Origin of the sequence: Anaeromyxobacter oryzae, from assembly GCF_023169945.1 — a bacterium.
Taxonomy (GTDB): Bacteria; Myxococcota; Myxococcia; order Myxococcales; family Anaeromyxobacteraceae; genus Anaeromyxobacter; species Anaeromyxobacter oryzae.
In genome coordinates this window covers 1844775-1869512 of record NZ_AP025591.1, presented here as the reverse complement: position 1 = coordinate 1869512, position 24738 = coordinate 1844775, and the positions used below count along the sequence as shown (strand labels likewise).

Genomic DNA, 24738 nt, shown 5'->3' with positions numbered 1-24738 from the left:
GGTCCTCCGGTTCGTCCGTCAGCCTAGGCATGAGCGCAGGCGGCCGGCACCGTGGCTACGCTTTTCGGCGTGAGGCCGGAGATGCGGGCGAGGAGCGGAGGGACGCCACCCCGGCGGCTGGCGGCGGGGGCCGAGGTCTTGCCGGACGGCGTGCACTTCCGGGTGTGGGCGCCGGCCTGTGCGCGCCTCGAGGTGATCGTGGAGAGCGGCGCGCCGGGGCTGTACGCCCTCGCTCCGGAGCCGGGCGGGTGGTTCTCGGGGCTCGTCCGCGGCCTCGCGGCGGGCGCTCGCTACCGGTACCGGCTCGACGGCGGCGACGCGCTCCCGGATCCCGCGTCGCGGCGCCAGCCGGAGGGGCCGCACGGAGCGTCCGAGGTCGTCGATCCCAATGCGTTCCGGTGGACGGATGCGGAGTGGAAGGGGCTCGCGCCCGAGGGCCAGGTGCTCTACGAGCTCCACGTCGGGACCTTCACCCCCGAGGGGACCTTCGAGGCGGCCTCGCGCGAGCTGCTCGCGCTCGCACGCCTCGGGATCACCGCGGTCGAGGTGATGCCCGTCGCCGAGTTCTCGGGCGCGTTCGGGTGGGGCTACGACGGCGTGGATCCGTACGCGCCCTCCCACCTCTACGGCTCGCCGGACGACCTCCGGCGCTTCGTCGATCGCGCGCACGCCGTCGGGCTCGGCGTCCTCCTCGACGTCGTCTACAACCACTTCGGCCCGGATGGCTGCTACCTCGCACGCTACTCCCCGGCCTACTTCACCAAGCGCTACGCCGGCGAGTGGGGCGACCCCCTCAACTTCGACGGCGAGGACGCCGGCCCGGCCCGCGCATTCGTCGCCGACAACGCCGCGTACTGGATCTCGGAGTTCCACCTCGACGGGCTCAGGCTCGACGCGACGCAGAGCCTGTTCGACGCGTCGGACGAGCACATCCTGTCGGTGATCGCGGCGCGCGCCCGCGACGCGGCGGGTCCGCGGCGGATCCTCCTCGTCGCCGAGAACGAGCCGCAGGACGCGCGCCTCGTCCGGCCCCGCGAGGCGGGCGGTCGCGGGCTCGACCTCGCCTGGAACGACGACTTCCACCATTCGGCGGTGGTCGCGGCGACCGGGCGGCGCGAGGCGTACTACGCCGACCACGCCGGGACGCCGCAGGAGCTCATCTCCGCGGCGAAGCACGGCTACCTCTTCCAGGGTCAGCACTACCGGTGGCAGGGCAAGCGGCGCGGCCGGCCGACGCGCGGGATCCCGCCGCGCGCGTTCGTCGCCTACCTCGAGAACCACGACCAGGTGGCGAACTCGGCGCGCGGCGAGCGGCTGCACGAGCGGACGGATCCCGGCCGATGGCGGGCGCTCACCACGCTGCTGCTCCTCGGGCCGTGGACGCCGCTGCTGTTCCAGGGCGAGGAGCACGCCTCCAGCCGCCCGTTCCTCTACTTCGCCGATCAGGCGGGCGAGCTCGCGCACGGCGTGCGCGAGGGCCGCGCCGCGTTCCTCCGCCAGTTCCAGGGGATCGACGGCCCCGACATGCGCGACCGCGTCCCCGACCCGGGCGCGCGCGCGACGTTCGAGCGCTGCCGGCTCGAGGCCACCGAGCGATCCGCGCACCGCGAGCCGGTCGCGCTCCATCGCGACCTCCTCGACCTCCGGCGCAGCGACCCGGTGCTGCGCGCGCAGGGGGCCGATGGGCTCGACGGCGCGGTGCTCGCCGCCGAGGCGTTCTGCCTCCGGTTCTCCTCCCCGCGCGGCCGCGACCGGCTCCTCGTCGTGAACCTCGGCGCGGGCGTCGAGCTCGCCGGCGCCGCGGAGCCGCTGCTCGCGCCCCCCGAGGACGGGGCGTGGAGGCTCGTCTTCTCGAGCGAGGATCCGCGCTACGGCGGCTCGGGCACGCCGGCGCTGGACGAGACGCGGTTCCGGGTGCCGGGCCACTCCGCGCTCCTCCTCGCGCCGGCGCCGGGGGCCGACCTTGGCTGAGGGGCCGGTGCGGATCGGGTGGCGTCCGGAGGACGGCGCCGACGCGCTCCTCGAGCGCGAGTGGCTGGTCGCGAACGGGCTCGGCGGCTACGCGACGGGCACCGTCGCGGGGGTGTGCACGCGCCGCTACCACGGGCTGCTGGTCGCGTCGCTGCCCGGCCTCGGTCGCACCGTGATGCTGTCGCACCTCTCGGACCGCGTGCGCCTCCCGTCCCGCCGCGCGGTCCGGCTCGGCGCGGAGGAGAGCGCCGTGGGCCTCGCGCTCCACGGCGCCGAGCACCTCCAGGAGTTCCGGCTCGAGCTCGGGCTGCCGGTGTGGATCTTCGACGTCGACGGAGCGGTCATCGAGAAGCGGCTCGTCCTCACGCACGGCCAGAACACCGTCCACCTCGCGTACCGGCTCCTCGACGGCGAGGGCCCGGTCCGGCTGAACCTCCGGCCCGGCGTCCACTTCCGGCCGCACGACGCGCCGGTCTCCGGGCCGCTCCAGAAGTTCCGCGTCCTGGCCGCGGAGGGCCGGTACGAGATCACGAGCGACGATCCCCGCTTCCCGCCGCTGCGGCTCCTCCTGCGCGGCCGCCGCGCCGCGTTCACCTTCGAGGAGGATCGGCTCGCGGAGGTCGTCTACCGGGTCGAGGCGAGCCGCGGCTACGACCAGCAGGGAGATCTCCACAGCCCCGGGTTCTTCCGCGTCGATCTCGACCGCGGCGCGCCCGTGACGCTCGTCGCGTCCACGGAGCCGTGGGAGACGGCGCTCGCGATGCCGTCCGACGACGCCCTCCGCGCCGAGCGGGCGCGGCGCGAGGGCCTCCTCCTGCGGGCGCCGGACGTCGCGCGGAAGGGCCCCGCCGCGGAGCTGGTGCTCGCGGCGGACGCGTTCGTCATCGAGCCGGCGGGACGGGTCCAGGAGGCGACGCACGCGCGCGCGGAGGGCGACCAGCCGCGGACGATCATCGCCGGCTACCACTGGTTCACCGACTGGGGCCGGGACACGATGATCTCGCTCGAGGGGCTCACGCTCGCGACGGGGCAGGCGCGCGAGGCGGGCGCGATCCTCCGCGCGTTCGCGCGCCACGTGCGCGACGGCCTCATCCCGAACCTCTTCCCGGAGGGTGACGCCGAGGGGCTCTACCACACCGCCGACGCGACGCTCTGGATGTTCCACGCGGTCGACCGCTACGTGGCGACGACCGGCGATCGCGACACGCTCCGGCGCCTGCTGCCGGTGATGGAGGACGTCGTCCGGCATCACCTCCGCGGGACGCGCTTCGGGATCGGCGTCGACCCGAAGGACGGCCTCCTCCGGCAGGGCGAGCAGGGCTACCAGCTCACCTGGATGGACGCGAAGGTGGACGGGTGGGTGGTTACGCCGCGGCGCGGGAAGGCGGTGGAGATCAACGCGCTCTGGTACCACGCGCTGCGGATCCTCGAGGCCTGGCTCGAGGAGGAGCGCGGCCGCGACGCCGCGCGCCCGATCTCGGAGGCGGCGGAGCGGGCGCGGACCTCGTTCAACCGGCGGTTCTGGTACGCGGACGGCGGCTACCTCTATGACGTCGTGGACGGCGAGGACGGCAAGGACGACGCGGCGTGCCGCCCGAACCAGATCTTCGCGATCTCCCTCGGGCACCCGGTCCTCGACCGCAGCCGCTGGGAGCCGGTCGTCGAGACGGTCCGCGCGCGCCTCCTCACGCCCGTCGGGCTCCGGTCCCTCTCCCGCGATCACCCCGACTACAAGGCGAGCTACCACGGCGATCTCCGGACCCGCGACGCCGCGTATCACCAGGGCACCGTGTGGAGCTGGCTCATCGGCCCGTACGTCGACGCCTGGCGGAAGCTCCACCCGGATGACGGGAAGACCGCGCGCGCGCTCCTCGACGGGCTCGTCGCGGAGCTCGGTCACGCGTGCATCGGGCAGATCTCGGAGGTGTTCGACGCCGAGCCCCCGTTCACGCCGAGAGGGTGCGTGGCGCAGGCGTGGGGGGTGGCGGAGGTCCTGCGGGTCCTCCTCGAGACGGCGGAGCCGTGAGGGTCGGGGAGGGCGACGCATACCCGTAGCCTCACCCGTGCCCGTGCCCGCCCCACGATGGAGGGCATCGCCTTGGCTCACGACGCGGACGTCATCGTCATCGGCGCCGGCGCCGCCGGCCTCTCCGCCGCGAGCGCGCTCCGCGCCTCCGGCGTCGACGTCCTCGTCCTCGAGGCGCGCGATCGCGCCGGCGGGCGCGTCGACACCGCCATCGACCCGCTCCTCGGCGTCCCGATCGAGCGCGGCGCCGAGTTCGTGCACGGGCGTCCGCCCGAGGTGATCGCGCTCGCGCGCTCCGCCGGCGTCCGGCTCCGGCGGATCCCGGACCGTCGCCGCGTGCTCCGGGGGGAGCGGCTCGTCGACGCCGCCGGGGCGTTCGAGGCGGGCGAGGCGCTCCTGTCCCGGCGCGCGCGGGGCGACCCGCCCGTCGGCCGGGTCCTCGCGCGCGCGCGGCGGCGGGGCGAGGCGTCCCCCGAGGCGGTCGAGCTCGCCCGGGAGTTCACGGAGGGTTTCTATCTCGCCGATCCGCGCGACGCGTCGAGCGCCGCGATCGCCCGGATGCAGCGGGCGATGGCGGCCGTGGGCAGCGAGGCGATGTACCGCGCCGACGGCGGCTGGGCGGCGCTGCTCGCTCCGCTCGTCTCGCGCGTCTCCCGCGGTGGAGCGCTCAGGCTCGGCGCCGCCGTGGAGGAGATCCGGTGGCGTCCGGGCGAGGTGGAGGTGAGGGCGCGCGGCCCCGCCGGGGGACGCCTCCCGCCGCTCCGGGCGGCCCGGGCGATCGTGACGCTGCCGGTGGGGGTGCTGCGCGCCGGGACCGTCTCGTTCGTCCCCGCGATCCCGGAGGCCGCCCGCGCGGCGCGCGCCCTCGAGATGGGCCCCGTGGTGAAGGTCGTGCTGCGGTTCCGCGCCCCTCCGTGGGAGGATCGCGGACCCCGCGATCTCGTGTTCCTCCACCTCCCGCGCGCCCCGGTCCCGGTCTTCTGGACGATCGCTCCGATCCGGGCGCCGCTCCTCGTCGGCTGGGCGGGCGGTCCCGCCGCCGTCCGGCTCGGGCGCCGCGATCCCGCCGGCGTCGTCGCGGCCGCGCTCCGCGGCCTCGCGCCCGCGTTCCGGCTCACCCCTGCCGCGCTCGAGGCGCGGGTCGACGGGGCGACGGTCGTCGACTGGTCGCGGGACCCGCTGGCGCGCGGCGGCTACGCGGTGTTCCCGGCCGGCGCCGCGGACGCGCTGTCGACGCTCGCGCGGCCGGTCGCGGGGACGCTCTTCTTCGCCGGCGAGGCGACAGACGCCGGGCTCGCAGGCACCGTCGACGGCGCCCTCCGCTCGGGCGCGCGGGCCGCGCGCGAGGTTCTCGCGACGCCGTGATCCGCGGCCACGTCGCTACGTCTCGTCCGCGTCTCCGCGCGGAGCGGGGTAGTCCGACTGCTCGCCGAGCAGCTCCGGCGCCTCCTCCGGCTCGGGCTCCGGCACGCGGTCGCCCGGCCGCGCCGCCGCGCGGTCCGGCGCCTGCTCCGGGACCCCCGGCCCCCGCACGTCGCCTGGCCCCCTCGCTCCTCCGGCGGGCACGCTCGCGCCGCCCGTCTTCCCCCGCTCCGCCGCCTGGCGCGCCGCGTCGGCCGCCGCCGGGTCCGTCCGTTCGTTCGCCATGCCGCGACGATGCGCACGCCCGCGCCGAACCGCCCCCCGTGCGCGCTTGATCCGCCGCGCCGCGGTCCCTATGCACCTCCTGCCCCACGCCGGGGCAGCCGTGCGGAGGCAGGCATGATGCGGACGATCGACGACGTCGTGGAGCTCCGTCGCTGGGCCGAGATGCGCGGCGCGCGTCCGTGCCGCGACGCGTCGACCGGACGGCTCGTCCTCGCGCTCGCCGGCGACGTCTGCGACGTCTGCGACGTCGACTGGGGCGAGTGGGAGACGACCTTCGTGCTCTGGCGCTGCGCCTTCGTGTACGACGACGCGCCGGGCGCGGCGCGCTACTTCATCGGGCCGGCCGAGGAGGCGCACGCCTACGTCGAGCGGGAGCTCGCCGCGAGCTGCGCCCGCCACCCCTGACGCGGGCCGCCGTCACCGCGCCGCGGCGCCGTCCAGCGCCCGTCGCGCCGCGTCGAGGAGCGGCCGTGCCGAGACCGGCGCGCCGGTCGCGTGCGACATCCAGAGATCGGGCGTCACCGCGCCGAAGGTGGTGATCCGCTCGATCTCGGCGCCGAGGCGGTCCGGCGCGACCGTCGCGAGGTGCGCCTCGAGCTGGGCGGCGACGAGGTGGCCGAGCGGGTAATCCGGGAGGTAGAGGTCGCGGTTCACCATGTGCTGGTAGGCGGCGAGCAGCGGGACGTCGCGCGCGCCGAGCACCGGCGCGTACCAGCGGTTCCACACGTCGCGGGCGAGCCGGACCGTCGCGTCCCGGAGCTCCGCGGGCGCCGCGCGGGGGTGCGCGTACAGCCACCGCCACATCCCGAGGTCCACGAGGGCGACGCCCGCGATCTCGTACGTCATCCAGAGATCGTTCAGCGCCGCGAGCCGGCGGGACCCGGGGTCCGCGGGCGGCAACCCGAGCACGTCGAGGCCCCGCGCCTGGAACACGAACGCGATCGCCTCGGTGAAGGCGGTGTTCGGCACGCCGGCGAGCAGGGTCGAGTCCACGCCGTAGAGCGAGAACGTCTGCTCGACGTTGTGGCCGAGCTCGTGGATCGCGATGTCGAAGCCCTTCCAGTCCATCCCGTCCGGGCCGACGCGCGTCCGGAGGTGGGCGCGATCGCCGCGCCGCGCGGCGCCGAGCGCGTGCCCCGAGCCGCGGGCGGGGTCGACCGCGATCCGCTCGGCGAGCCACGCCGCCCTGTCGGGCGCGAACCCGAGCCGGCGGAGCGTCTCCGGGAGCGCCCGCGCGAACGCGTCGGGCGTCGGGAACCGCGCGCGCGTGAGCGCGTCGAGCTCCGGCTCCGGGCGCGCCGGCGCGGGCCGGAATCCCGAGTACCAGAGGTCGAGCGGCTCGAGCGGCCGCCCGAGGCGCGCCGCGATCCGCGCCGCGGTCTCGCGGATCTCCGGCGCGCCGAGCACCTCCTCGAGGAGCGCGACGACGCGGGCCTCGGGGATCTCGCGCTCGAGGTCGAACTTGCGCGCGACGAGCGTCGGCGCCGTCGGGGACCACGGGTCCGCCGCGCGGGCGGCGCGGAAGTTGGCGAGGATCTTCGCGTACCGCGCGTCGGGCTCGCGGGACGCTTCCACCTTGGCGGGCGGCCGCGCGCCACCCTCGATCGTCTCCGGCGGGGCCGGCCGGACCTCGTTCGTGAACGGGTTCCAGTCCACCGCCGGATCGTCGATCACGGCCGCGGGGATCGTCTGGGTGACGATGCGCTCCAGCACCTTCGCGAGCGCCCGCTGGCGCGCGAGGCCGCCCTCCTGCCCGTACTGCGCCTTGAGCTCGTCGCGCAGGTTCCAGTGCGCGAGGAGTCGCTTCCCCTTCGGGAACAGCCGCGCGCCGTCCTCCCCCAGCACGTGGTGCGCGTACACGTCGTAGCGCGACACGTACAGGTCCGCGTCCGCCGCCGCCTCGGCGATCCGCCGGTTCACCTCGGCGGGCACCCGCCGCGCGAACCGGCTCGCGAGCCGGACCTCCGCCCACTCGCGCCGCGACCACGTGGGGCCCTGCGCGAGGCGCTCGTCGAGCGTGGTGAGCGGGAAGTTCAGGAGCGCGACGAACGCGAGCTTGCCGTCGAAGAGGTCGTCCACGACGTGCGCCCCGGGGTCGTACGCCGCGAGCAGCGCGTCGACCGGCTCGAGCGGTCCGACGTCGAGCTGCGCGAACCGGGACAGCTCGCGCCCGATCTCCACGCCGTGCCCGTCGAGCGCCTCGAGCGCGGCCTCGAAGCGTCCGAGGATCGCGTCGAGCCGCGGCCCGCGCGGCTGGAACTGCGCGAGGCAGAACGCCTCGAACGCCCTCGCGTCGCCGTCGGAGGCGCGCCAGAGGCTCGCCGCCTGGGCGGCGCCCCGCTCGGCGCGAGCGCGCTCCGGCTCGCCGTGGCGCGAGACGAGCGCGGAGGCGCAGCGGCGGGCGCCGGCCGCGAGGGAGGGGGGAGGAGAGGGGGCGGGGGCGGGCGCGGCGGAGAGGGCGAGCGCGAGGACGGGCGCGAGCATGGGGGGACTGTAGCCGGGATCGGGGGTCCGTCACCCGTGACCGTGACCGTAGCCGTGACCGACCCCGTGCCCGCCTCCCGGTTCCCGTGGCCCGTGGCCCGTGTGGCCCGACCGCGACCGGCGGCCCCCCTCACCCCGGCCCTCTCCCCCCGCGCGGCAGCGACAGCAGGCTAGAGCGCGGGGGGAGAGGGAGGACTTTCTTGCGTGACCTCGACCGCGACCGGCGGCCCCCCTCACCCCGGCCCTCTCCCCGCGCGGCAGCGGCAGCAGGCTAGAGCGCGGGGGGAGAGGGAGGACTTTCTTGCGTGACCTCGACCGCGATCCCGACCTCGACCCCTGACGGATACGGGAACGGGCCAGGGTCCACGGGCCACGGGACGCGGGTAACGGGCACGGAGAGACCCGGGCACGTTCACGGGCACGGGCACGGGCACGGGATGGGACCGCTGGCGTCGCAGGTCCTGACGGTCTCGCTCATTGACGCCAACGCCTCGGCCCGTTAACCCTCCGGGCCTCATGCGCCAGACGAACAGGCCGCTGACGGTCGTCTCCCTCCTCCTCGGCCTGTTCCTCGCCGCCATGGAGATGACGGTCGTCTCGACCGCCATGCCCACCGTGGTCGGGGAGCTCGGCGGACTGCCGCTCTACGCGTGGGCCTTCGCCGCGTACATGCTCACCGCGACGGTGACGGTGCCCATCCACGGCAAGCTGGCGGACCTGAAGGGCCGCAAGCCCGTGATGCTGGCGGGGATCGCCCTGTTCCTCACCGGGTCCGCCGCGTGCGGGTTCGCGCGGAGCATGGGCGCGCTCATCGCGTTCCGCGCGCTGCAGGGGCTCGGCGCCGGCGCGATCCAGCCGGTGACGCTCACGATCGTCGCCGACCTCTTCGACCTGCGCGAGCGCGGCCGGATGCAGGGGCTCTTTGGCGCGGTCTGGGGCGTGGCGGGCCTGGTCGGGCCGCTCCTCGGCGGCGCCATCGTCCACTACCTGTCCTGGCGGTGGGTCTTCTGGGTCAACGTGCCGTTCGGCCTGGGGTGCGCCGCGGTGCTGGCCATCGCGTACCACGAGCGGCCGGAGCACCACCCGCACCGCCTCGACGTGGCCGGCGCGCTCCTGCTGTCGGGCACGGTCGTCGCCGCGCTCCTCGCGGCGCGCTCCCCGTCCGCCGGCGCGATCGCGGGGCCCGCCGCGCTGGCCGGCCTCGCGGCGTTCGTCGCCGTCGAGCGGCGCGCGGTCGAGCCGCTCGTGCCGCTCGATCTCTTCCACGATCGGATCATCGCCGTCGCGTCGATCACCGGCGCGCTCGTCGGCGCCGCGATGATCGCCATGGTGACCTACGTCCCGCTCTGGGTGCAGAGCGTCCTCGGCGCGTCGCCGACCGCCGCCGGCGCGGCCATCGCGCCGATGGCGATCGGCTGGCCTCTCGCGAGCGCCATCTCCGGCCGGCTCATCCCCCGCGCCGGGTTCCGGCCGCTCATCCGGAGCGGGCTCGCCGTCTCCGCGACGGCCGGCGTCCTCATCGCGCTGCTGCTGCGCCCCGGCGTGCCGCTCGCGCTGCCCCAGGCGCTCACCTTCCTCTACGGCGTCGGCCTCGGGTGCGCGAACACCCCGCTCCTCATCTCGGTGCAGTCCGCGGTGGCCTGGAACCGGCGCGGCGTCGCAACCGCGTCCACGCTGTTCTTCCGGACCATCGGCGGCACGCTCGCGGTCGGCATCCTCGGCGGCGTGCTCGCGCACGCGCTCTCGGCGGGAGGCGCGAGCCGCGACCTCGTCCAGCGGATGCTCTCGCCCGAGCGCAGCGCGCTCGACCCGGCCGCCGTCGCGGCGCTGGCGGGCGCGCTGCAGGCCGCCATGGCGCGCATCTTCTGGACCGTGGCCGCGATCGCGCTCGCCGCGCTCGGCGCCTCGATCGTCTTCCCGCACGTGCCGGTCGCGCCGCAGGCGGCGCGTCCGGGCACCGCCGCCGTGACGGATCCGCCTCCGGCCGCGGACGTGCGCGCGCGCCGCACGGAGCGGGTCCGGTGACCGCGCCCGCGACCCCGGGGCGCGGGCGCCGCGACGTCCCCGTCCTGTTCGCGACGCGCGCGGCGCGCCTCTTCGCGTACGGGCTCCTGTCGGTCGTCCTGGTCCTCCACCTCTCCGCGGCGGGGCTCGGCGAGGCGGAGATCGGGGTGCTCCTCACCCTGACGCTCCTCGGCGACACGGCGATCTCCCTCTGGCTCACGACGCGCGCCGATCGCGCCGGTCGGCGCCGGACGCTGGTCGCCGGCGCGCTCCTCATGGTCCTCGCGGCCGCGGTCTTCTCGACGACGACCTCGTTCCCGCTCCTCCTCCTCGCGGCGACGATCGGCGTCATGAGCCCGTCCGGCAACGAGGTCGGCCCGTTCCTGGCGATCGAGCAGGCGGCGCTCGCCCAGGAGCTGCCGGCGGAGCGGCGCACGTCGGCGTTCGCCTGGTACCAGCTCACCGGTGCGCTCGCGACGGCGGTCGGGTCGCTCGCCGGCGGGGCGCTCTCCGAGGGGCTGCAGCACGCCGGCCTCGCACCGCTCGCGAGCTACCGGGCGGTGTCCGCGGGCTACGGCGCGGTCGGGCTCGGCCTCGCGGCGATCTTCCTGCGCCTCTCGCCGGCGGTGGAGATCGCCCGTCCGCCCGCCGTCGCGGCGACGCCCCGCCGGTCGTTCCTCGGGCTGCACCGCTCGCGCCGCACCGTGCTCGAGCTGTCCGCGCTCTTCTCCGTCGACGCGTTCGCCGGCGGGTTCGTGGTCCAGAGCTTCGTCGCGTACTGGCTCCACCGGAGGTTCGGCGTCGCCGAGGCGGGGCTCGGAGCGATCTTCTTCGGCGCCAACGTGCTCGCCGGGCTCTCCGCGCTCTCCGCCGCCTGGATCGCGCGGCGCATCGGGCTCGTGAACACGATGGTCGCGACGCACCTCCCGTCGAACGTGCTCCTCGCGCTCGTGCCCTTCATGCCCACGCTGCCCCTCGCGGTCGCGGTGCTCTTCCTGCGCTTCTCGATCTCGCAGATGGACGTGCCGACCCGGCAGTCCTACACGGTGGCGGTCGTCGAGCCCGACGAGCGGAGCGCCGCGGCGGGCGTGACCGGCATCGCGCGGACCGTGGGCGCGGCCCTCGCGCCGCTCGCCGCCGGGCCGCTGTACGCGAGCCCGGCGCTCGCCGGCGTCCCTTTCCTCGTCTCGGGCGGTCTCAAGATCGTCTACGACCTGGTGCTGTGGCGCCGCTTCCGCGCGATCCGCCCGCCGGAGGAGGCGGCGCGCGAGCGCGCGTGATCGTCGGGAGCGGCGCGCCTAGAACCGCCTGAAGCCGTGATCACCGGACGCGCCGTTCCGGTGCGCGGGCGGCGGCAGGACGGGGTGCTCGACCGGCGGCGCCGCGCGGGGGAGCCGCGCCGGCGGCGCGGCGACGGCCGCGGCCGGGCGCCGGGCAGCGGGGAGGCCGGCGACGGTCCGCCCACCGTCGTCGCGGACCTGGAAGAAGGCGACGAGCTGCTGGAGCGCCTCCGCCTGGGAGGACATCTCCTCCGCGGTGGAGGACAGCTCCTCGGCGGCCGATGCGTTCCGCTGGGTCACCTGGTCCACGACGCCCATCGCCTTCGAGACCTGCCCGACGCCCGCCGACTGCTCCTGCGACGCGGCCGCCACCTCCTGCACCAGGTCCGCGGTCTTCCGGATGGCCGGCACCAGCTCGACGATGAGCTTGCCGCTCCGCTCCGCCACGTCGACGGAGGACCCCGCGAGGGAGCCGATCTCCTTAGCGGCCTTCTGCGCGCGCTCGGCGAGCTTCCTCACCTCGGTGGCGACCACCGCGAAGCCCTTGCCGTGCTCGCCGGCGCGTGCCGCCTCGATGGCCGCGTTCAGGGCGAGGAGGTTCGTCTGGTAGGCGATCTCCTCGATGATGCCGATCTTCTCTGCGATCGCCTTCATCGCGGCGACCGTCTCCGCCACGCTCTTGCCGCTCTCCTCGGCGTTGCGGGCGCTGGCCTGCGCCATCGCCTCGGTCTGGCGCGAGCTCTCGGCGTTCTGGGTGATGGAGGCGCTCATCTCCTCGAGGGAGGACGTCGTCTCCTCGACGCTCGCGGCCTGCTCGCCGGTCCCCTGGGAGAGGGCCTGCGCCGTCGCCGACACCTGCTGCGAGGCGCCGGTGAGAGCCTCGGCGCCGCCGCGCACCTCGCCGATGACCTCCGCGAGCTTCTCGGCCATCTCCCGCATCGCCGCCTGGAGCTTCCCGACCTCGTCCCGGCTCGTCACCGCGATGGCGTCCCGCAGGTCCCCGCGGGCGATCCGGTCCGCCGCCGCGACCGCGCTCGCCACCGGCACGGTGATGGAGCGGGTCACGTAGGACGCGACCGCGATCGCCACGACGAGGGCCGCGATCATGAGCGCGATCGTGACGGCGCGCGCAGAGGCGTACGCCTCGTCCTTCTCGCGGACCTCCGCGTCGATGAGCGCGTTCTGGTGCTCGACGAACGTGTTCCAGGTGTTCTGCACGTCGATGAGCGCGGGGTCGAGCTTCCCGTGCAGCTCGTCGAGCGCGGCCTCGCGGTCGCTCACCGCGAGCGCGGCCCGCATCCGCTCGAAGGCGTCGCCGTACCGCTGCCGGAGCTGCCGGAGCTCGCCGAGCAAGCGCTTCCCCTCGTCGTCGAGCCCCATCTTCTCGAGCTCCTCGCCGAGGAGCGCCGCGTTCCGCCGGTTGTCCTCGACGATCTGCGCGTGCTTCCGGACCGCGGCGGGATCGGCCTCGAGGAACATCCGCGTCACCGCGAGGGAGTTCTGCGCCGCGTAGTTGGCCCCCTGGACCGCCTTCCGCGCCTTCACCCAGCGCACCTGCGCGAGCTCGTCGACGATCCCGTTCAGCTCGGAGAGACGTCCGAGCCCGAGCAGGCCGGTGCCGGCGAGGAACACGAGGAGCAGGCCGAAGGCGGCCGCGAGGCGGACGCGGATCCCGAGGTTCTTCATGTGCTGGACGCTCCGGCGCTCCGCCAGCGACGCGCCGGCGCGAGCGCGCGGCGCCTCGTGCAACCGGGGCGCCAGGGATGCGCGGATGCGCGCACCCGGAGCATTCCCCGAGAAAGCTCCGGCGGGTGCGCGCCCCCCGGTCCTCGAGCTGCGAGCGTGCGGCTCTACTCCGGGTGCGAGTGGGCGGTCACCCGGGGCGGCCGCAGACCCGTGCCCCGTTTGGGGCGGGCGGCCCGGGGGCTAGAACCGCCTGAAGCCGTGATCGCCGGACGTGCCGTTCCGGTGCGGCGGGGGTGGCGGCAGCACGGTGTGCCGCGTGGGCGCCGCGGGGCGGGCGAGCGCCGCGGTGAGCGCGGCCGGCGGCGGGGCGGGCAGGTGCGGCACGGCGATCCGGTGCGGCGCGTGCACCTCCCGGACCTGGAAGAAGGCGACGAGCTGCTGGAGCGCCTCGGCCTGCGAGGACATCTCCTCCGCGGTGGAGGACAGCTCCTCGGCGGCGGACGCGTTCCGCTGCGTCACCTGGTCGACCACCCCCATCGCCTTCGAGACCTGCCCGACGCCCGCCGACTGCTCCTGCGACGCGGCCGCCACCTCCTGCACCAGGTCCGCGGTCTTCCGGATGGCCGGCACCAGCTCGACGATGAGCTTGCCGCTCCGCTCCGCCACGTCGACGGACGAGCCCGCGAGCGAGCCGATCTCCTTCGCGGCCTTCTGCGCGCGCTCGGCGAGCTTCCTCACCTCGGCGGCGACCACCGCGAAGCCCTTGCCGTGCTCGCCCGCGCGGGCCGCCTCGATGGCCGCGTTCAGCGCGAGGAGGTTCGTCTGGTACGCGACCTCCTCGATGATCCCGATCTTGTCGGCGATGGCCTTCATGGCGGCGACCGTCTCGGCCACGCTCTTCCCGCTCTCCTCGGCGTTGCGGGCGCTGTCCTGCGCCATCGCCTCGGTCTGGCGCGAGCTCTCGGCGTTCTGGGTGATCGAGGCGCTCATCTCCTCGAGGGAGGACGTCGTCTCCTCGACGCTGGCCGCCTGCTCGCCGGTCCCCTGGGAGAGGGCCTGCGCCGTCGCCGACACCTGCTGGGAGGCGCCGGTGAGCGCCTCCGCGCCGCCGCGCACCTCGCCGATGACCTCCGCGAGCTTGTCGGCCATCGCCCGCATCGCCGCCTGGAGCTTCCCGATCTCGTCCCGGCTCGTCACCTCGACCGAGTCCCGCAGGTCCCCGCGGGCGATCCGGTCCGCCGCCGCGACCGCGCTCGCCACCGGCACCGTCATGGAGCGGGTCACGTAGATGGAGACGGCGACGGCGAGGACGAGCGCGGCGACGATCAAGGCCATCGAGACCCGGCGTGCCGACGTGTAGCTCTCCGCCTGGCTGCGCGCGGCGTCGTTCACGAGCTGTCGCTGGTGATCCGTGAAGGCGCCCCACTCCGCGTCGAGCCGCGCGAGCATCGGCGCGACCTCCGCGCGCATGAGCTGGAGCGCCGCCTCGTGATCGCCGGCCGAGAGGAACGCGTCGAGCCGGGCACGGAGGTCGCCGTACCGCGCGCGGTCCCGGATGGCCTCCTGCAGCATCTCCGAGGACCTCGCGTCGAGCTGCCGCCGCTGCAGCGCCTGGACGGCGTCCGTCGCCTGTTTGCGCTGCGCGTCGATGGCGGTGACGAGCTCGCGGATCTCGCGGGGATCCGCCGCGAGGAGCTGCTCGTGCGTGAGGATCGACACCTCCATGGCGGCGTCGGCCGCCTTCTGCGCCTCCTCGGTCCGCGCGAGGAGGTCCTGCGTGATCACCTGCAGGCTGGCGTTCATCTCTCCCATGCGATCCATGCCGAGCCACCCGAGCCCGAGCAGGAACGTGCACAGCGCTGCGAATCCGGCGGTGAGGCGGACTCCGATGGACAGGTTCCCCACGCGACCCCTCCTGCGGCGGAATGCCGCTCCACGGCATCGCGGCCGTGGCTCCCGCGGAGCCGGTCTGCAATCCGCCCGCCGCGCAAAAAAGGGAGGCTTCACACTTCGCAACAGTTGTATCGGCAACTATCGGGCGGCGCGACGCGGACTTTCACCAATAGAGAACGCCCGCGATTTCTGCGAGTCGGCCGGGCCACCCGGACCCAGGGTCGTCTGGAGGCTCAGCGCATCCTGCGCCCGGCGGGCGCCCGGTCGGTCCCGGAGGCACGGCGCGGGCCGGGCGGGCCGGCCCGGCGCGAAGGCCGCGCCGGCGGTCAGGAGAGCTCGGGGACGTGCCGCGCCAGGATCCGCCGGAGCTCCTCGAGGTCCGGGCGGCGCGCGAACGCGTCCCTCACGTACCGCAGGGACGCGGGGATCGACACGAGGAACCCGGGGTTCTTCTTCACGCGATCGATGAAGACGAACCGGCCCGCGTCCTTGAGCTTCCGCTGGACGGTGAGGAGGTCGAAGGTCTGGCGGAAGGCCGCGACGTCGAGGCGCGGGCCGCCCGCGCGCGCGAGCTGCTCGAGATAGCGGCGCAGCATCGCGTCGACGAACGCGGGCTCGAGCTCGACGTAGCTGTCGCGGAGCAGCGCCACGAGGTCGTACTGCCGCGGTCCGAGGAGCGCGTCCTGGAAGTCGATCACGGCCTGCTCGCCGGACGGAAGCACCATGAGGTTGCGCGACTGGTAGTCGCGGTGGGTGAACCCCTTCGGCTCGGCGGCGAGCGCCGCCGCGATCCGGTCGAACTCCCGGTCGACGACGTCCTTCTCCTCCGGCGAGAGGCGCGCGCCCTTCCACGCCTCGAGCCCCCACTCCACGAAGTGGTCGAGCTCCCACCGGTAGAGCTCGGCGTCGAAGCTGCGGGTGAACGCGACGGAGCCCCCCGGGCGCGCCTCGGCGGCGGCGCGGAGGCGCGCGAGCTGATCGATGGCGCGCTCGTACAGCGGCCCCTTCGGGTCGCCGGCGAGGAGCCGCGTCTCGAGCATGTCGTCGCCGAGGTCCTCGAGGACCATGAGGCCCTCGGGCTCGTGGAACGCGTGGATCGCGGGGACCCGCACCTCGAGGCCGGCCAGGTACCGCTGGACGTCGACGAACGGGTTCGCCGCCGGCGCTCCCCCCTTCGTCACCTCCTCGGGCTTCGCGTCGGGCGGCAGCACCATCACGACGTGCGAGGCGGGGAACGTCCCGACGCGCCAGTAGCTCCGGAGCGAGGCGTGCCCGGCGAGGCGCCTCACCGGCGCGGCGGAGACCTCGGCGCCGGTGGCGCGCGCGACCGCCGCGCGGACGCGGGCTTCCGTCTGGGGATCCTGCATGGCCTCCGAGCCTCTCTCCCGGGACGCCGCCCGGCGGGTCGCGCCTCGCGGCGCGCGTTGACGCCGTTCGCGGCGCCTGCCTATAACGCCCCGATTCCTGCGGATCTTTCCGCCCCGGAGCGAACCCCATGAGCTACCACGAGACCGTCCTCTCCGCGATCGGGCACACGCCGCTCGTCCGGCTCCAGAAGCTCGTCGGCCCGGACGACGCGACGGTCCTCGTGAAGCTCGAGTACATGAACCCCGGCGGCTCCATCAAGGACCGGATGGCGGTCCACATCATCGAGAAGGCGGAGCGCTCGGGGCTGCTCAAGAAGGGCGGCACGATCGTCGAGAACACGAGCGGCAACACCGGCGTGGGCGTCGCGATGGCCGCGGCGGTGAAGGGCTACCGCTGCATCTTCACGATGCCGGACAAGATGTCGAAGGAGAAGCAGGACACGCTCAAGGCGTTCGGGGCGCAGGTGATCGTGACGCCCACGAACGTGCCGGCGGACTCGCCGGACAGCTATTACTCGGTCGCGAAGCGGATCGCCGCCGAGACGCCGAACAGCTTCTACCTGAACCAGTACCACAGCGTGGACAACGTCGAGGCGCACTACCGGCTCACCGCCCCGGAGATCTGGGAGCAGACCGGCGGCAAGCTCGACGCGTTCGTCGCCGGCCTCGGTACGGGCGGCACGATGAGCGGCTGCGGGAAGTTCTTCAAGGAGAAGAGCCCGAAGATCCTGAACGTCGGCGTCGACCCGATCGGCTCGGTCTACCACTCGATGTTCGAGACCGGGAAGCTCTCGCAGCCCCACGTCTACAAGGTGGAGGGCATCGGCGAGGACATGATGTGCGGGGCGATGGACCTCTCCGTCCTCGACGACGTCCGGCAGGTCACCGACGCCCAGTCGTTCGTGATGGCGCGGCGGCTCGCGCGCGAGGAGGGCGTGTTCGCCGGCGGCTCGTCCGGCGCCGCGGTCCACGTGGCGGTCCAGCTCGCGAAGGAGCTCGGGAAGGGGAAGACCATCGTCGTCCCGCTGCCCGACGGCGGGCGCGCCTACATCTCGAAGTTCTTCTCCGACGAGTGGATGCGGGACAACGGCTTCCCCGTGGCGACCGCGGGCGAGGGCGTCTCCGGCGCGACGGTGAAGCAGATCCTCGGCCGGCGCCGCGGCGAGGTGATCACCGCGCGGAAGACGGACAAGGTCGAGGTCGTCGTGAAGAAGCTCAAGGACCACGACATCTCGCAGATGCCGGTCGTCGACGAGGCGGGCCGCGCGATCGGGATGATCCACGAGTACGACCTGCTCAACTTCCTCATCGAGGGGAAGCACCGCCTCTCCGAGATCGTCGAGCCGCTCGTCCAGCCGCTCCAGGGCGTCGTCGGACCGGACACGCCCATCGCCAAGCTCCGCGAGATCTTCAACGACGATCACGTCGCGATCGTGAAGGAGGGCGACCGGGTGACGGGCGTCGTCACCAAGATCGATCTCATCGAGTTCCTGGGCGAGCGGCTGAAGTAGGCCGCTCGGCGCGCGCCGGCGCGGACGCGGAGCACGCGCTCCGGAGGTCGCACTGCCGGGGCGCCTCGCCGGTGCGACGGGCGGAAAGGAAACGGGCGGGCCCCGCGAGGAGCCCGCCCGTCTCGTGTTCGGCTGCTGCCGGAGCGCTACTCGGCGCCGACGCCGAGGTACGTGCGGATCTTCTCGTCCTCGAACGCCGCCTGCGCGGACTTCTCCTCGGAGAAGAGCGACACGAGGATGCCCACCACGAACGCCGCCGTCATCGAGTAGATGGCGGGGTTCTTCACCGGGATGATGCCGTACGGCTTCCCGGCCGCGTCGAGGTGGTGGAGCACCTCGCCCCAGACCGTCGGCGAGAGCAGGATCATGATGACGGAGGTGAGGGCGCCCACGATGATCGAGGCGACCGCGCCCTTCGTGGTGAACTTCTTCCAGATGATCGACATGAGCAGCGCGGGGAAGTTCGCGCTCGCCGCGATGGCGAACGCGAGGCCCACCATGAACGCGACGTTCTGGCCCTTGAAGAGGATGCCGAGGCCCACCGCGAACACGCCGAACACCACCGTCGCGATCTTCGCCGCCTTCACCTGCTCCTCCTCGGTCGCCTTGCCCTTCTTGATGACCGAGACGTAGATGTCGTGCGAGTAGGCGGACGCGCCCGCGAGCGTCAGGCCCGCGACCACCGCGAGGATCGTCGCGAAGGCCACCGCGGCGATGAAGCCGAGGAAGCCCGCGCCGGCCATCTGCTCGCCGAGGAGCGGGGCGGCCATGTTGCCGCCCTTGTCGATCGAGCTGATGAACCCGCGACCGCCGGGGATGAGCGCCGCGGCGCCGAAGCCGACGATCGGGATGATGATGTAGAAGTAGCCGATGAGGCCGGTGGCGTAGAGCACCGACTTCCGGGCGGCCTTGGCGTCCGGCACCGTGTAGAACCGCATCAGGATGTGCGGCAGGCCGAGGAGGCCGAACATGAGGGCGAGGCCGAGCGAGACCGCCTCGACCGGGCTCGACACGAGGCCGCCCGGCTCGAGCGCCGTCTGGCCGTACTTCATCCCGTTGGGCGCGCCGTTCACCACCGCGGCGTAGAGGTTGCCCGGGTTGAAGCCGAACTTCGCGAGCACGAGGATGGTGAGGATCGTGACGCCGATGAGGAGCAGGACGGCCTTGATGATCTGCACCCACGTCGTCGCGAGCATGCCGCCGAAGAGCACGTAGGCGAGCATGACCACGCCGACGATCATCTCGGCGACCTCGTACTTGAGGCCGAACATGAGCTGGATGAGGGCGCCCGAGCCCACCATCTGGGCGATCGTGTAGAAGAGCACCGTCAGGATGCCGCCGATGGCCGCGGCGATGCGGACCGGCTTCTGCTGCAGCCGGAACGCCACCACGTCGGCGAACGTGAACTTGCCGAGGTTGCGGAGCGGCTCGGCGACGAGGAACATGAGCGCGGGCCAGCCGACGAGCCAGCCGGTCGCGTAGATCATGCCGTCGTAGCCCTTCAGCGCGACCATGCCCGAGATGCCGAGGAACGAGGCGGCGGACATGTAGTCGCCCGCGAGGGCGAAGCCGTTCTGGAGCGCCGAGACCGACCGGCCGGCGGCGTAGAACTCGGAGGAGGTCTTCGTCTTCTTGGCGGCGAAGTAGGTGATGACGAGGGTCACCGCCACGATGAGGAAGAAGAAGCCGATCGAGGCGAACGTCGGCTTGCCGATCGTCGTCTCGACCTGCGGGGCGGCGGCCGCCGCGGGGGCGGCGACCTGGGCGAGCAGCAGCTGGGAAAGCGCGGCGAGGTGCATGTGAGCTCGGTCTCCGGAGTGGCTACGGCTTGATCTGGCCCTTGAGGCGCTCGACCTCGGGATCGTAGGACTTGTTGGCCCACGCGACGTAGAACGCCGTGAGGAGCCACGCGAACACGATCACCGCGATGCCGAGCGGGATCGCGAGGGTGGTCACCTCGCCGACCTTCTGGACGACGAGCGCCTTGTTGAGGCCGATGACGAGGATGAATCCGTAGTACGTGGCGAACAGCGCGACGAGGAGCGTCATGCTGACGCTCCAGCGCTTCTTCACCAGCGCCTTGAAGTCCGGGGACTCCAGGATCTCGGTCGCGCTCTTGTGGGCGCGCGTCTCCTTGCTCGGGCTACGTGCCGGTTCCGCCATTGACTCTCCTCCACGCACTGCGGGGCGGTTCGTTCCGCTTCCCGCTCGATAGGACGTGCGACAGATCGACCAGGGGGACTCGCCTGATTCGGCGAGGACGCACAACGTGTGAACGGGTGCTACGACGTCGAAACACTACAGCACGTTCTGCGCGCATGGAAGAGGGCGAAACGCAAATCTGTACAAGCAGTTTGCTGATGAGCGTCAAACCAATTCGCCCTGCGCGGTCCATGATCCGGGGAGGACGCACCGTATGCGCGAACGGATTGCGTTTGATCGGCCGAGGGCGATCAGGATGCGATCGCGGCAACATCTAATGCGCGCGGCTTGGCACCCATTTCCCGACTAGACTCCTCCATGAACCGCGGCGTTTCCCCCGACGGCGGCGCCCCCGGGCCCTCGCCATGAAGCTCGCGCTCCTCGCCGACGTGCACGCGAACCTCGAGGCGCTCACCGCCTGTCTGGCGCACGCGCGGGAGCAGGGCGCCGACGCGTATGCGTTCCTCGGCGATCTCGTCGGCTACGGCGCGGACCCGGGGCCCGTGCTCGACCTCGTGCGCGGGCACGTCGAGCGCGGCGCGATCGCGGTGCTCGGCAACCACGACGCCGCGGTGCTGGACGCGGCGGAGGCGGCGACGATGAACCCCGCGGCGGAGGAGGCCGTCGCGTGGACGCGCGGGCGGCTCTCGCCGGAGCACCGCGCCTTCCTCGCGAGCCTTCCCCTCGTGGCGCGGCGCGGCGACATGCTGTTCGTGCACGCGAGCGCCGAGTCCCCGCGGCAGTGGATCTACGTGACCGACCCGCTCCGCGCGGCGCACGCGCTCGGCGCCGCCGACGCTCGCTGGGTCTTCTCGGGCCACGTCCACGAGCCCATCCTGTACTTCGCGAGCGCGGCGGACCGTCCGGTCGCGTTCCGGCCCGTGGCGGGCGTCGCGATCCCGGTCCCGGCGCGGCGCCGGTGGCTCGCGATCGCGGGCTCCTGCGGCCAGCCGCGCGACGGCAACACGGCCGCCTGTTATGCGATGATGGACGACGCGCGGCCGGCGCTCACCTTCCACCGCGTGCCGTACGACTGGCCGTCGGCGGCGGCGAAGGTGCGGGCGGCCGGGCTGCCGCCGAGGCTCGCGGATCGACTCGCGCACGGAGAGTGAACGGGTGGCCGATCTGCCCCAGCCCGGCGAGGTCGTCGACGGGTTCCTCGTGGGCGAGCGCGTCCACTCCGGGGGAATGGGCGTCATCTTCCGCGTGAGCGGGCCCGACACCGGCTTCCCGATGCTCATGAAGGTGCCGCGGCTCGGGCCCGGCGAGCCGGCGACCAGCGTCATCTCGTTCGAGGTGGAGCAGACGGTCATGGCGGCGCTCTCCGGCCCCCACGTGCCGCGCTTCGTCGCCGCCGGCGACCTGGATCGCCGGCCGTACCTCGTCATAGAGGAGATCTCCGGCCCGTCGCTCAAGGAGTGGGTCCCCCGGGCGCCGCTCCCGCCCGCGGAGGTCGCCCGGCTCGGGATCGCCCTGGCGACGGCGCTCCACGCCATCCACCAGCAGGACGCGATCCACCTCGACCTCAAGCCGGCGAACGTCCTGTTCCGTCCGACCGGCGAGGCCGTCCTCATCGACTTCGGGCTCGCCCACCACGCGAGCTACCCGGACCTGCTCGCGGAGGAGTACCGCCGCCCCATCGGCAGCGCGCCGTACATCTCGCCCGAGCAGGTCGTCGGCGAGCGCGGCGACCCCCGGAGCGATCTCTTCTCCCTCGGCGTCATCCTCTACGAGCTCGCCACCGGCCGCCTGCCGTTCGGCTCGCCGACGAGCGAGGGCGGCCTCCGGCGCCGCCTGTGGCGCGACCCGCCGCCGCTCCGCGCCGTCGCGCCGGACGTGCCGGAGTGGCTGCAGGAGGTGGTCCTCCGCTGCCTCGAGCCCGACGCGTCCCGGCGCCACGCGTCGGCGGCGCAGGTCGCGTTCGACCTCGCGCACCCGGATCAGGTCGTCGTGACGGAGCGCGGTCGCCGGGCGCGCACGTCGGGGCCGCTCGCGCGCGCGCGCCGGTGGATCCTCGCGGCCGGGTACGAGCCCGCGCCGCTCGCGCGGCCCTCCTCCCACCTCGCGGCCGCGTCGATCGTGCTCGCCGCGATCGCGACCCAGCACGACAACGAGGCCCAGTTCACCGCCCTCCGTGACGCGGTGCGGCGCGTCATGGATCGCTCCGAGGGGCGCCGCCTCGCCTGCGCCACGGTGATCCGGCCCATCCCGGAGCTCGGCGGCTCGCGCCTGGACGAGACCGCCGCCCACCAGCGCCTGAAGCACCTCTCCATCCTGCGCCACTGGGCGGAGCCGCTCGCGCTGCCGGCGGGCCAGGTCTCGTTCCACGTCATCGAGTCGAGCGATCCCGCCGGCGCGCTCCTCGAGTACGCCCGCACGAACGGCGTCGATCACATCGTGATCGGCGCGCCGCCGCCCGACGTTCCGCTCCGCGGCGTGCTCGGGACCGTGTCGACGAAGGTCGCCATCGAGGCGCCGTGCACGGTCACGCTCGTCCGTCCGGCGCGGTGAGCGCGCCGCGCCGCCGACCCGCTCCAGCGCCCCACGGGAAACGAAAAGCCGGGCGCGCCCGCTTGGACGCGCCCGGCCGTGGTCCCGCCCCTTGGTGTCCGGGCCCACGCCTCGCTAGGCGTCGTGATGAATGTCGCGGTCCTTCGTCTCCGGCATGAAGATCGACCCGATGACGGCGGTCATGATCGCGATGCCGATGGGGTACCAGAGGCCCGAGTAGATGTCGCCCGTGGACGCCGTGATGGCGAACGCGATCGTCGGCAGGAAGCCGCCGAACCAGCCGTTGCCGATGTGGTACGGCAGCGACATCGAGGTGTAGCGGATGCGGGCCGGGAAGAGCTCGACGAGCCAGGCCGCGATCGGCGCGTACACCATCGTCACGTAGAGCGCGAGGAGGAAGAGCAGGAAGATGACGAGCGGCTTGTTGACCTTGTTCAGGTCGGCGGTCTTCGGGTAGCCGGCGGCCGTGAGCGCGTCCGCGAGCTGCTTGTCGAACCGGGCCTTCTCCACCTTCGCGTTCGGCGCCGTCGCATCGTAGCTGTCGATGAACGTGGAGCCGATCTCGATCTTCGCCGTGCCGGTGCCCTCGACGTTCGTGTAGGGCACCGCGGCGCGGGCGAGGGCGCCCTTGGCCACGTCGCACGACGACGTGAACTTGGACGTGCCGGTCGGGTTGAACTGGAAGCTGCAGTCACCCGGCGCGGCGACGACGCGAGCAGGGCTGTTCGCCTGGGCGGCGGCGAGGTCCGGGTTGGCGGCCTTCGTGAGCGTCTTGAAGATCGGGAAGTAGGTGAGCGCCGCGATCACGCAGCCGGCCATGATGATCCACTTGCGGCCGATCTTGTCGGAGAGCGTTCCGAACACGATGAAGAAGGGCGTCGCGATGATGAGGCCGATCGCCACCCAGATGTTCGCCGCCTTCGGATCCACCTTCAGCGTCTGCGTGAGGAAGAACAGCTCGTAGAACATGCCCGTGTACCAGACCACCGCCTGGCCGGCGACGCCGCCGAAGAGCACGAGCAGCACGATCTTGAGGTTCCCCCAGCGCAGGAAGGACTCGGTGAGCGGCGCCTTCGAGGACTTGCCCTCGGCCTTCATCCGCTTGAACACCGGCGACTCGTTCAGCTTGAGGCGGATGTAGACGGAGATCGCCAGCAGCCCGAGGGAGATGATGAACGGGATGCGCCAGCCCCACGCGTCGAACGAGGTGATCATCTTCGTGTGCGTGGGATCCGTCGGATCGACGACCTGGCCCGTCATCGCCATGCGGCAGCCGAGGATCACGAGGAGGGAGAGGAACAGGCCGACGGTCGCCGTGGTCTGGATCCAGCTCGTGAAGTTGCCGCGCTTGCCCGGCGGTGCGTGCTCCGCGACGTAGGTCGCGGCGCCGCCGTACTCACCGCCGAGCGCGAGGCCCTGCAGGAGGCGGAGGCCGATGAGGATGACCGGCGCCGCGATCCCGATGGTCGTGAAGCCGGGCAGCATGCCGACGATCGCCGTCGCGCCGCCCATGATCAGGATCGTGATGAGGAAGGTGTACTTCCGGCCGATCATGTCGCCCAGCCGGCCGAACACGAGCGCGCCGAACGGGCGGACGGCGAACCCGGCCGCGAAGGCGAGCAGGGCGAAGATGAACTGGCTCGTCTCGTTGAGGCCGGTGAAGAAGTGCTTGCCGATGAGCGCGGAGAGCGAGCCGTACAGGTAGAAGTCGTACCACTCGAAGACCGTCCCGAGGGACGACGCGAAGATGACCATTCGCTCTTCGGGGGTGATGCCGACGCGCGGTCCGCCCTGCGGAGCCACGGGTTTGATCGGTGACGCCGACGACACGGACATGGGTTTCCTCCACGGTGAGGTTCGAAGCCGGCCGCGTGGCCTGAGGTAGGACACGTAGCATGGCGAATACGGCGTTTACAATCGCAAAGACGCAAATGACGCGTCGCGCGCAGGGCGTGCGCGCACGATGTGCGAGACGGGACCCCTTGTCGGGGCTGGGGTTTTCGGTCCATCCGGGTCTTTGTCGGCACTCGGGCGCAATTCCGTGCGCGGCTGACGCGAAAAAGAGGCGCCAGGTCGGGCGTGCGTGATTGGCGCACTGCGTCGTGCGGCCGATCGCCGGCGCATGGGCGGAAGCGGATAGGCTGCGAGGACGACAG

17 protein-coding genes are annotated in these 24738 nt (G+C 73.3%); 9 read left to right on the top strand and 8 right to left on the bottom strand.

Going from position 1 to position 24738, the window contains the following annotated elements; all coding sequences use genetic code 11:
• Nucleotides 1–69 precede the first annotated feature (69 nt).
• The 3 genes from treZ to AMOR_RS08180 all read left to right on the top strand — a co-directional run bounded on the left by treZ (nucleotide 70) and on the right by AMOR_RS08180 (nucleotide 5362).
• Nucleotides 70–1971, top strand: a complete 1902-nt coding sequence (gene treZ / locus AMOR_RS08190) for a malto-oligosyltrehalose trehalohydrolase (protein ID WP_248360318.1) — start codon at nucleotides 70–72, stop codon at nucleotides 1969–1971.
• A gap of 7 nt (nucleotides 1972–1978) precedes the next feature.
• Nucleotides 1979–3997 carry an amylo-alpha-1,6-glucosidase gene (locus AMOR_RS08185; protein WP_318653859.1) on the top strand — a complete coding sequence of 673 codons (2019 nt, stop codon included), beginning with the start codon at nucleotides 1979–1981 and terminating at the stop codon, nucleotides 3995–3997.
• Nucleotides 3998–4069: 72 nt separating this feature from the next.
• The gene (locus AMOR_RS08180; RefSeq protein WP_248360316.1) at nucleotides 4070–5362 is read left to right on the top strand and encodes a flavin monoamine oxidase family protein; all 1293 of its coding nucleotides are present in this window, start codon (nucleotides 4070–4072) and stop codon (nucleotides 5360–5362) included.
• Nucleotides 5363–5377: 15 nt separating this feature from the next.
• Here the strand turns inward: AMOR_RS08180 and AMOR_RS08175 are convergent, their stop codons facing one another.
• Nucleotides 5378–5644, bottom strand: coding sequence for a hypothetical protein (locus AMOR_RS08175; RefSeq protein WP_248360315.1), 267 nt, complete (start codon nucleotides 5642–5644; stop codon nucleotides 5378–5380).
• A gap of 114 nt (nucleotides 5645–5758) precedes the next feature.
• On the opposite strand from AMOR_RS08175, the gene AMOR_RS08170 reads away from it, so the two are divergent.
• Entirely contained in the window at nucleotides 5759–6049 is a 291-nt protein-coding gene (locus AMOR_RS08170) for a hypothetical protein (protein WP_248360314.1), read from the top strand.
• Nucleotides 6050–6061: 12 nt separating this feature from the next.
• Here AMOR_RS08170 and AMOR_RS08165 read toward each other — a convergent pair whose 3' ends face one another.
• The gene (locus tag AMOR_RS08165) at nucleotides 6062–8128 is read right to left on the bottom strand and encodes a hypothetical protein (protein WP_248360313.1); all 2067 of its coding nucleotides are present in this window, start codon (nucleotides 8126–8128) and stop codon (nucleotides 6062–6064) included.
• 516 nt (nucleotides 8129–8644) lie between these two features.
• Between AMOR_RS08165 and AMOR_RS08160 the strand changes: the two genes are divergently transcribed.
• Together AMOR_RS08160 and AMOR_RS08155 are read left to right on the top strand one after the other, a co-directional pair.
• Nucleotides 8645–10153, top strand: coding sequence for an MDR family MFS transporter (locus tag AMOR_RS08160; RefSeq protein ID WP_248360312.1), 1509 nt, complete (start codon nucleotides 8645–8647; stop codon nucleotides 10151–10153).
• Nucleotides 10150–11412, top strand: a complete 1263-nt coding sequence (locus AMOR_RS08155) for an MFS transporter (protein ID WP_248360311.1) — start codon at nucleotides 10150–10152, stop codon at nucleotides 11410–11412. Before AMOR_RS08160 ends, AMOR_RS08155 begins: the two co-directional genes overlap by 4 nt.
• 18 nt (nucleotides 11413–11430) lie before the next feature.
• On the opposite strand, the gene AMOR_RS08150 is transcribed toward AMOR_RS08155, so the two are convergent.
• The 3 genes from AMOR_RS08150 to AMOR_RS08140 all read right to left on the bottom strand — a co-directional run bounded on the left by AMOR_RS08150 (nucleotide 11431) and on the right by AMOR_RS08140 (nucleotide 16358).
• On the bottom strand, nucleotides 11431–13098 hold the full coding sequence (locus AMOR_RS08150) for a methyl-accepting chemotaxis protein (RefSeq protein ID WP_248360310.1): 1668 nt from the start codon (nucleotides 13096–13098) through the stop codon (nucleotides 11431–11433).
• 240 nt (nucleotides 13099–13338) lie between these two features.
• Nucleotides 13339–15003: a methyl-accepting chemotaxis protein gene (locus AMOR_RS08145; RefSeq protein WP_248360309.1), complete on the bottom strand. Its 1665-nt coding sequence runs from the start codon at nucleotides 15001–15003 to the stop codon at nucleotides 13339–13341.
• A gap of 314 nt (nucleotides 15004–15317) precedes the next feature.
• On the bottom strand, nucleotides 15318–16358 hold the full coding sequence (locus AMOR_RS08140) for an aminoglycoside phosphotransferase family protein (RefSeq protein ID WP_248360308.1): 1041 nt from the start codon (nucleotides 16356–16358) through the stop codon (nucleotides 15318–15320).
• Nucleotides 16359–16486: 128 nt separating this feature from the next.
• Between AMOR_RS08140 and AMOR_RS08135 the strand changes: the two genes are divergently transcribed.
• Nucleotides 16487–17869, top strand: a complete 1383-nt coding sequence (locus tag AMOR_RS08135) for a pyridoxal-phosphate dependent enzyme (RefSeq protein WP_248360307.1) — start codon at nucleotides 16487–16489, stop codon at nucleotides 17867–17869.
• A gap of 146 nt (nucleotides 17870–18015) precedes the next feature.
• Here the strand turns inward: AMOR_RS08135 and AMOR_RS08130 are convergent, their stop codons facing one another.
• Both AMOR_RS08130 and AMOR_RS08125 read right to left on the bottom strand, forming a co-directional pair.
• Nucleotides 18016–19668: a solute symporter family protein gene (locus AMOR_RS08130; RefSeq protein ID WP_248360306.1), complete on the bottom strand. Its 1653-nt coding sequence runs from the start codon at nucleotides 19666–19668 to the stop codon at nucleotides 18016–18018.
• A gap of 22 nt (nucleotides 19669–19690) precedes the next feature.
• On the bottom strand, nucleotides 19691–20032 hold the full coding sequence (locus AMOR_RS08125; RefSeq protein ID WP_248360305.1) for a DUF485 domain-containing protein: 342 nt from the start codon (nucleotides 20030–20032) through the stop codon (nucleotides 19691–19693).
• A gap of 404 nt (nucleotides 20033–20436) precedes the next feature.
• On the opposite strand from AMOR_RS08125, the gene AMOR_RS08120 reads away from it, so the two are divergent.
• Both AMOR_RS08120 and AMOR_RS08115 read left to right on the top strand, forming a co-directional pair.
• On the top strand, nucleotides 20437–21183 hold the full coding sequence (locus AMOR_RS08120; protein WP_248360304.1) for a metallophosphoesterase family protein: 747 nt from the start codon (nucleotides 20437–20439) through the stop codon (nucleotides 21181–21183).
• Between the two features lie 4 nt (nucleotides 21184–21187).
• Nucleotides 21188–22582 (top strand): bifunctional serine/threonine-protein kinase/universal stress protein, encoded by a 1395-nt coding sequence (locus tag AMOR_RS08115; RefSeq protein WP_248360303.1) that lies wholly within the window; start codon nucleotides 21188–21190, stop codon nucleotides 22580–22582.
• A gap of 114 nt (nucleotides 22583–22696) precedes the next feature.
• Here AMOR_RS08115 and AMOR_RS08110 read toward each other — a convergent pair whose 3' ends face one another.
• Nucleotides 22697–24418 (bottom strand): MFS transporter, encoded by a 1722-nt coding sequence (locus AMOR_RS08110; RefSeq protein WP_248360302.1) that lies wholly within the window; start codon nucleotides 24416–24418, stop codon nucleotides 22697–22699.
• Between the last annotated feature and the right edge of the window lie 320 nt (nucleotides 24419–24738).

What these genes read in the sequence shown, in the direction of transcription:
- AMOR_RS08130 (WP_248360306.1), bottom strand. Translation starts at nt 19,668, where the DNA reads ATGCACCTCGCCGCGCTTTCCCAGCTGCTGCTCGCCCAGGTCGCCGCC.
- AMOR_RS08135 (WP_248360307.1), top strand. Translation starts at nt 16,487, where the DNA reads ATGAGCTACCACGAGACCGTCCTCTCCGCGATCGGGCACACGCCGCTC.
- AMOR_RS08150 (WP_248360310.1), bottom strand. Translation starts at nt 13,098, where the DNA reads ATGAAGAACCTCGGGATCCGCGTCCGCCTCGCGGCCGCCTTCGGCCTG.
- AMOR_RS08175 (WP_248360315.1), bottom strand. Translation starts at nt 5,644, where the DNA reads ATGGCGAACGAACGGACGGACCCGGCGGCGGCCGACGCGGCGCGCCAG.
- AMOR_RS08125 (WP_248360305.1), bottom strand. Translation starts at nt 20,032, where the DNA reads ATGGCGGAACCGGCACGTAGCCCGAGCAAGGAGACGCGCGCCCACAAG.
- AMOR_RS08165 (WP_248360313.1), bottom strand. Translation starts at nt 8,128, where the DNA reads ATGCTCGCGCCCGTCCTCGCGCTCGCCCTCTCCGCCGCGCCCGCCCCC.
- AMOR_RS08120 (WP_248360304.1), top strand. Translation starts at nt 20,437, where the DNA reads ATGAAGCTCGCGCTCCTCGCCGACGTGCACGCGAACCTCGAGGCGCTC.
- AMOR_RS08110 (WP_248360302.1), bottom strand. Translation starts at nt 24,418, where the DNA reads ATGTCCGTGTCGTCGGCGTCACCGATCAAACCCGTGGCTCCGCAGGGC.
- AMOR_RS08140 (WP_248360308.1), bottom strand. Translation starts at nt 16,358, where the DNA reads ATGCAGGATCCCCAGACGGAAGCCCGCGTCCGCGCGGCGGTCGCGCGC.
- AMOR_RS08170 (WP_248360314.1), top strand. Translation starts at nt 5,759, where the DNA reads ATGATGCGGACGATCGACGACGTCGTGGAGCTCCGTCGCTGGGCCGAG.
- AMOR_RS08160 (WP_248360312.1), top strand. Translation starts at nt 8,645, where the DNA reads ATGCGCCAGACGAACAGGCCGCTGACGGTCGTCTCCCTCCTCCTCGGC.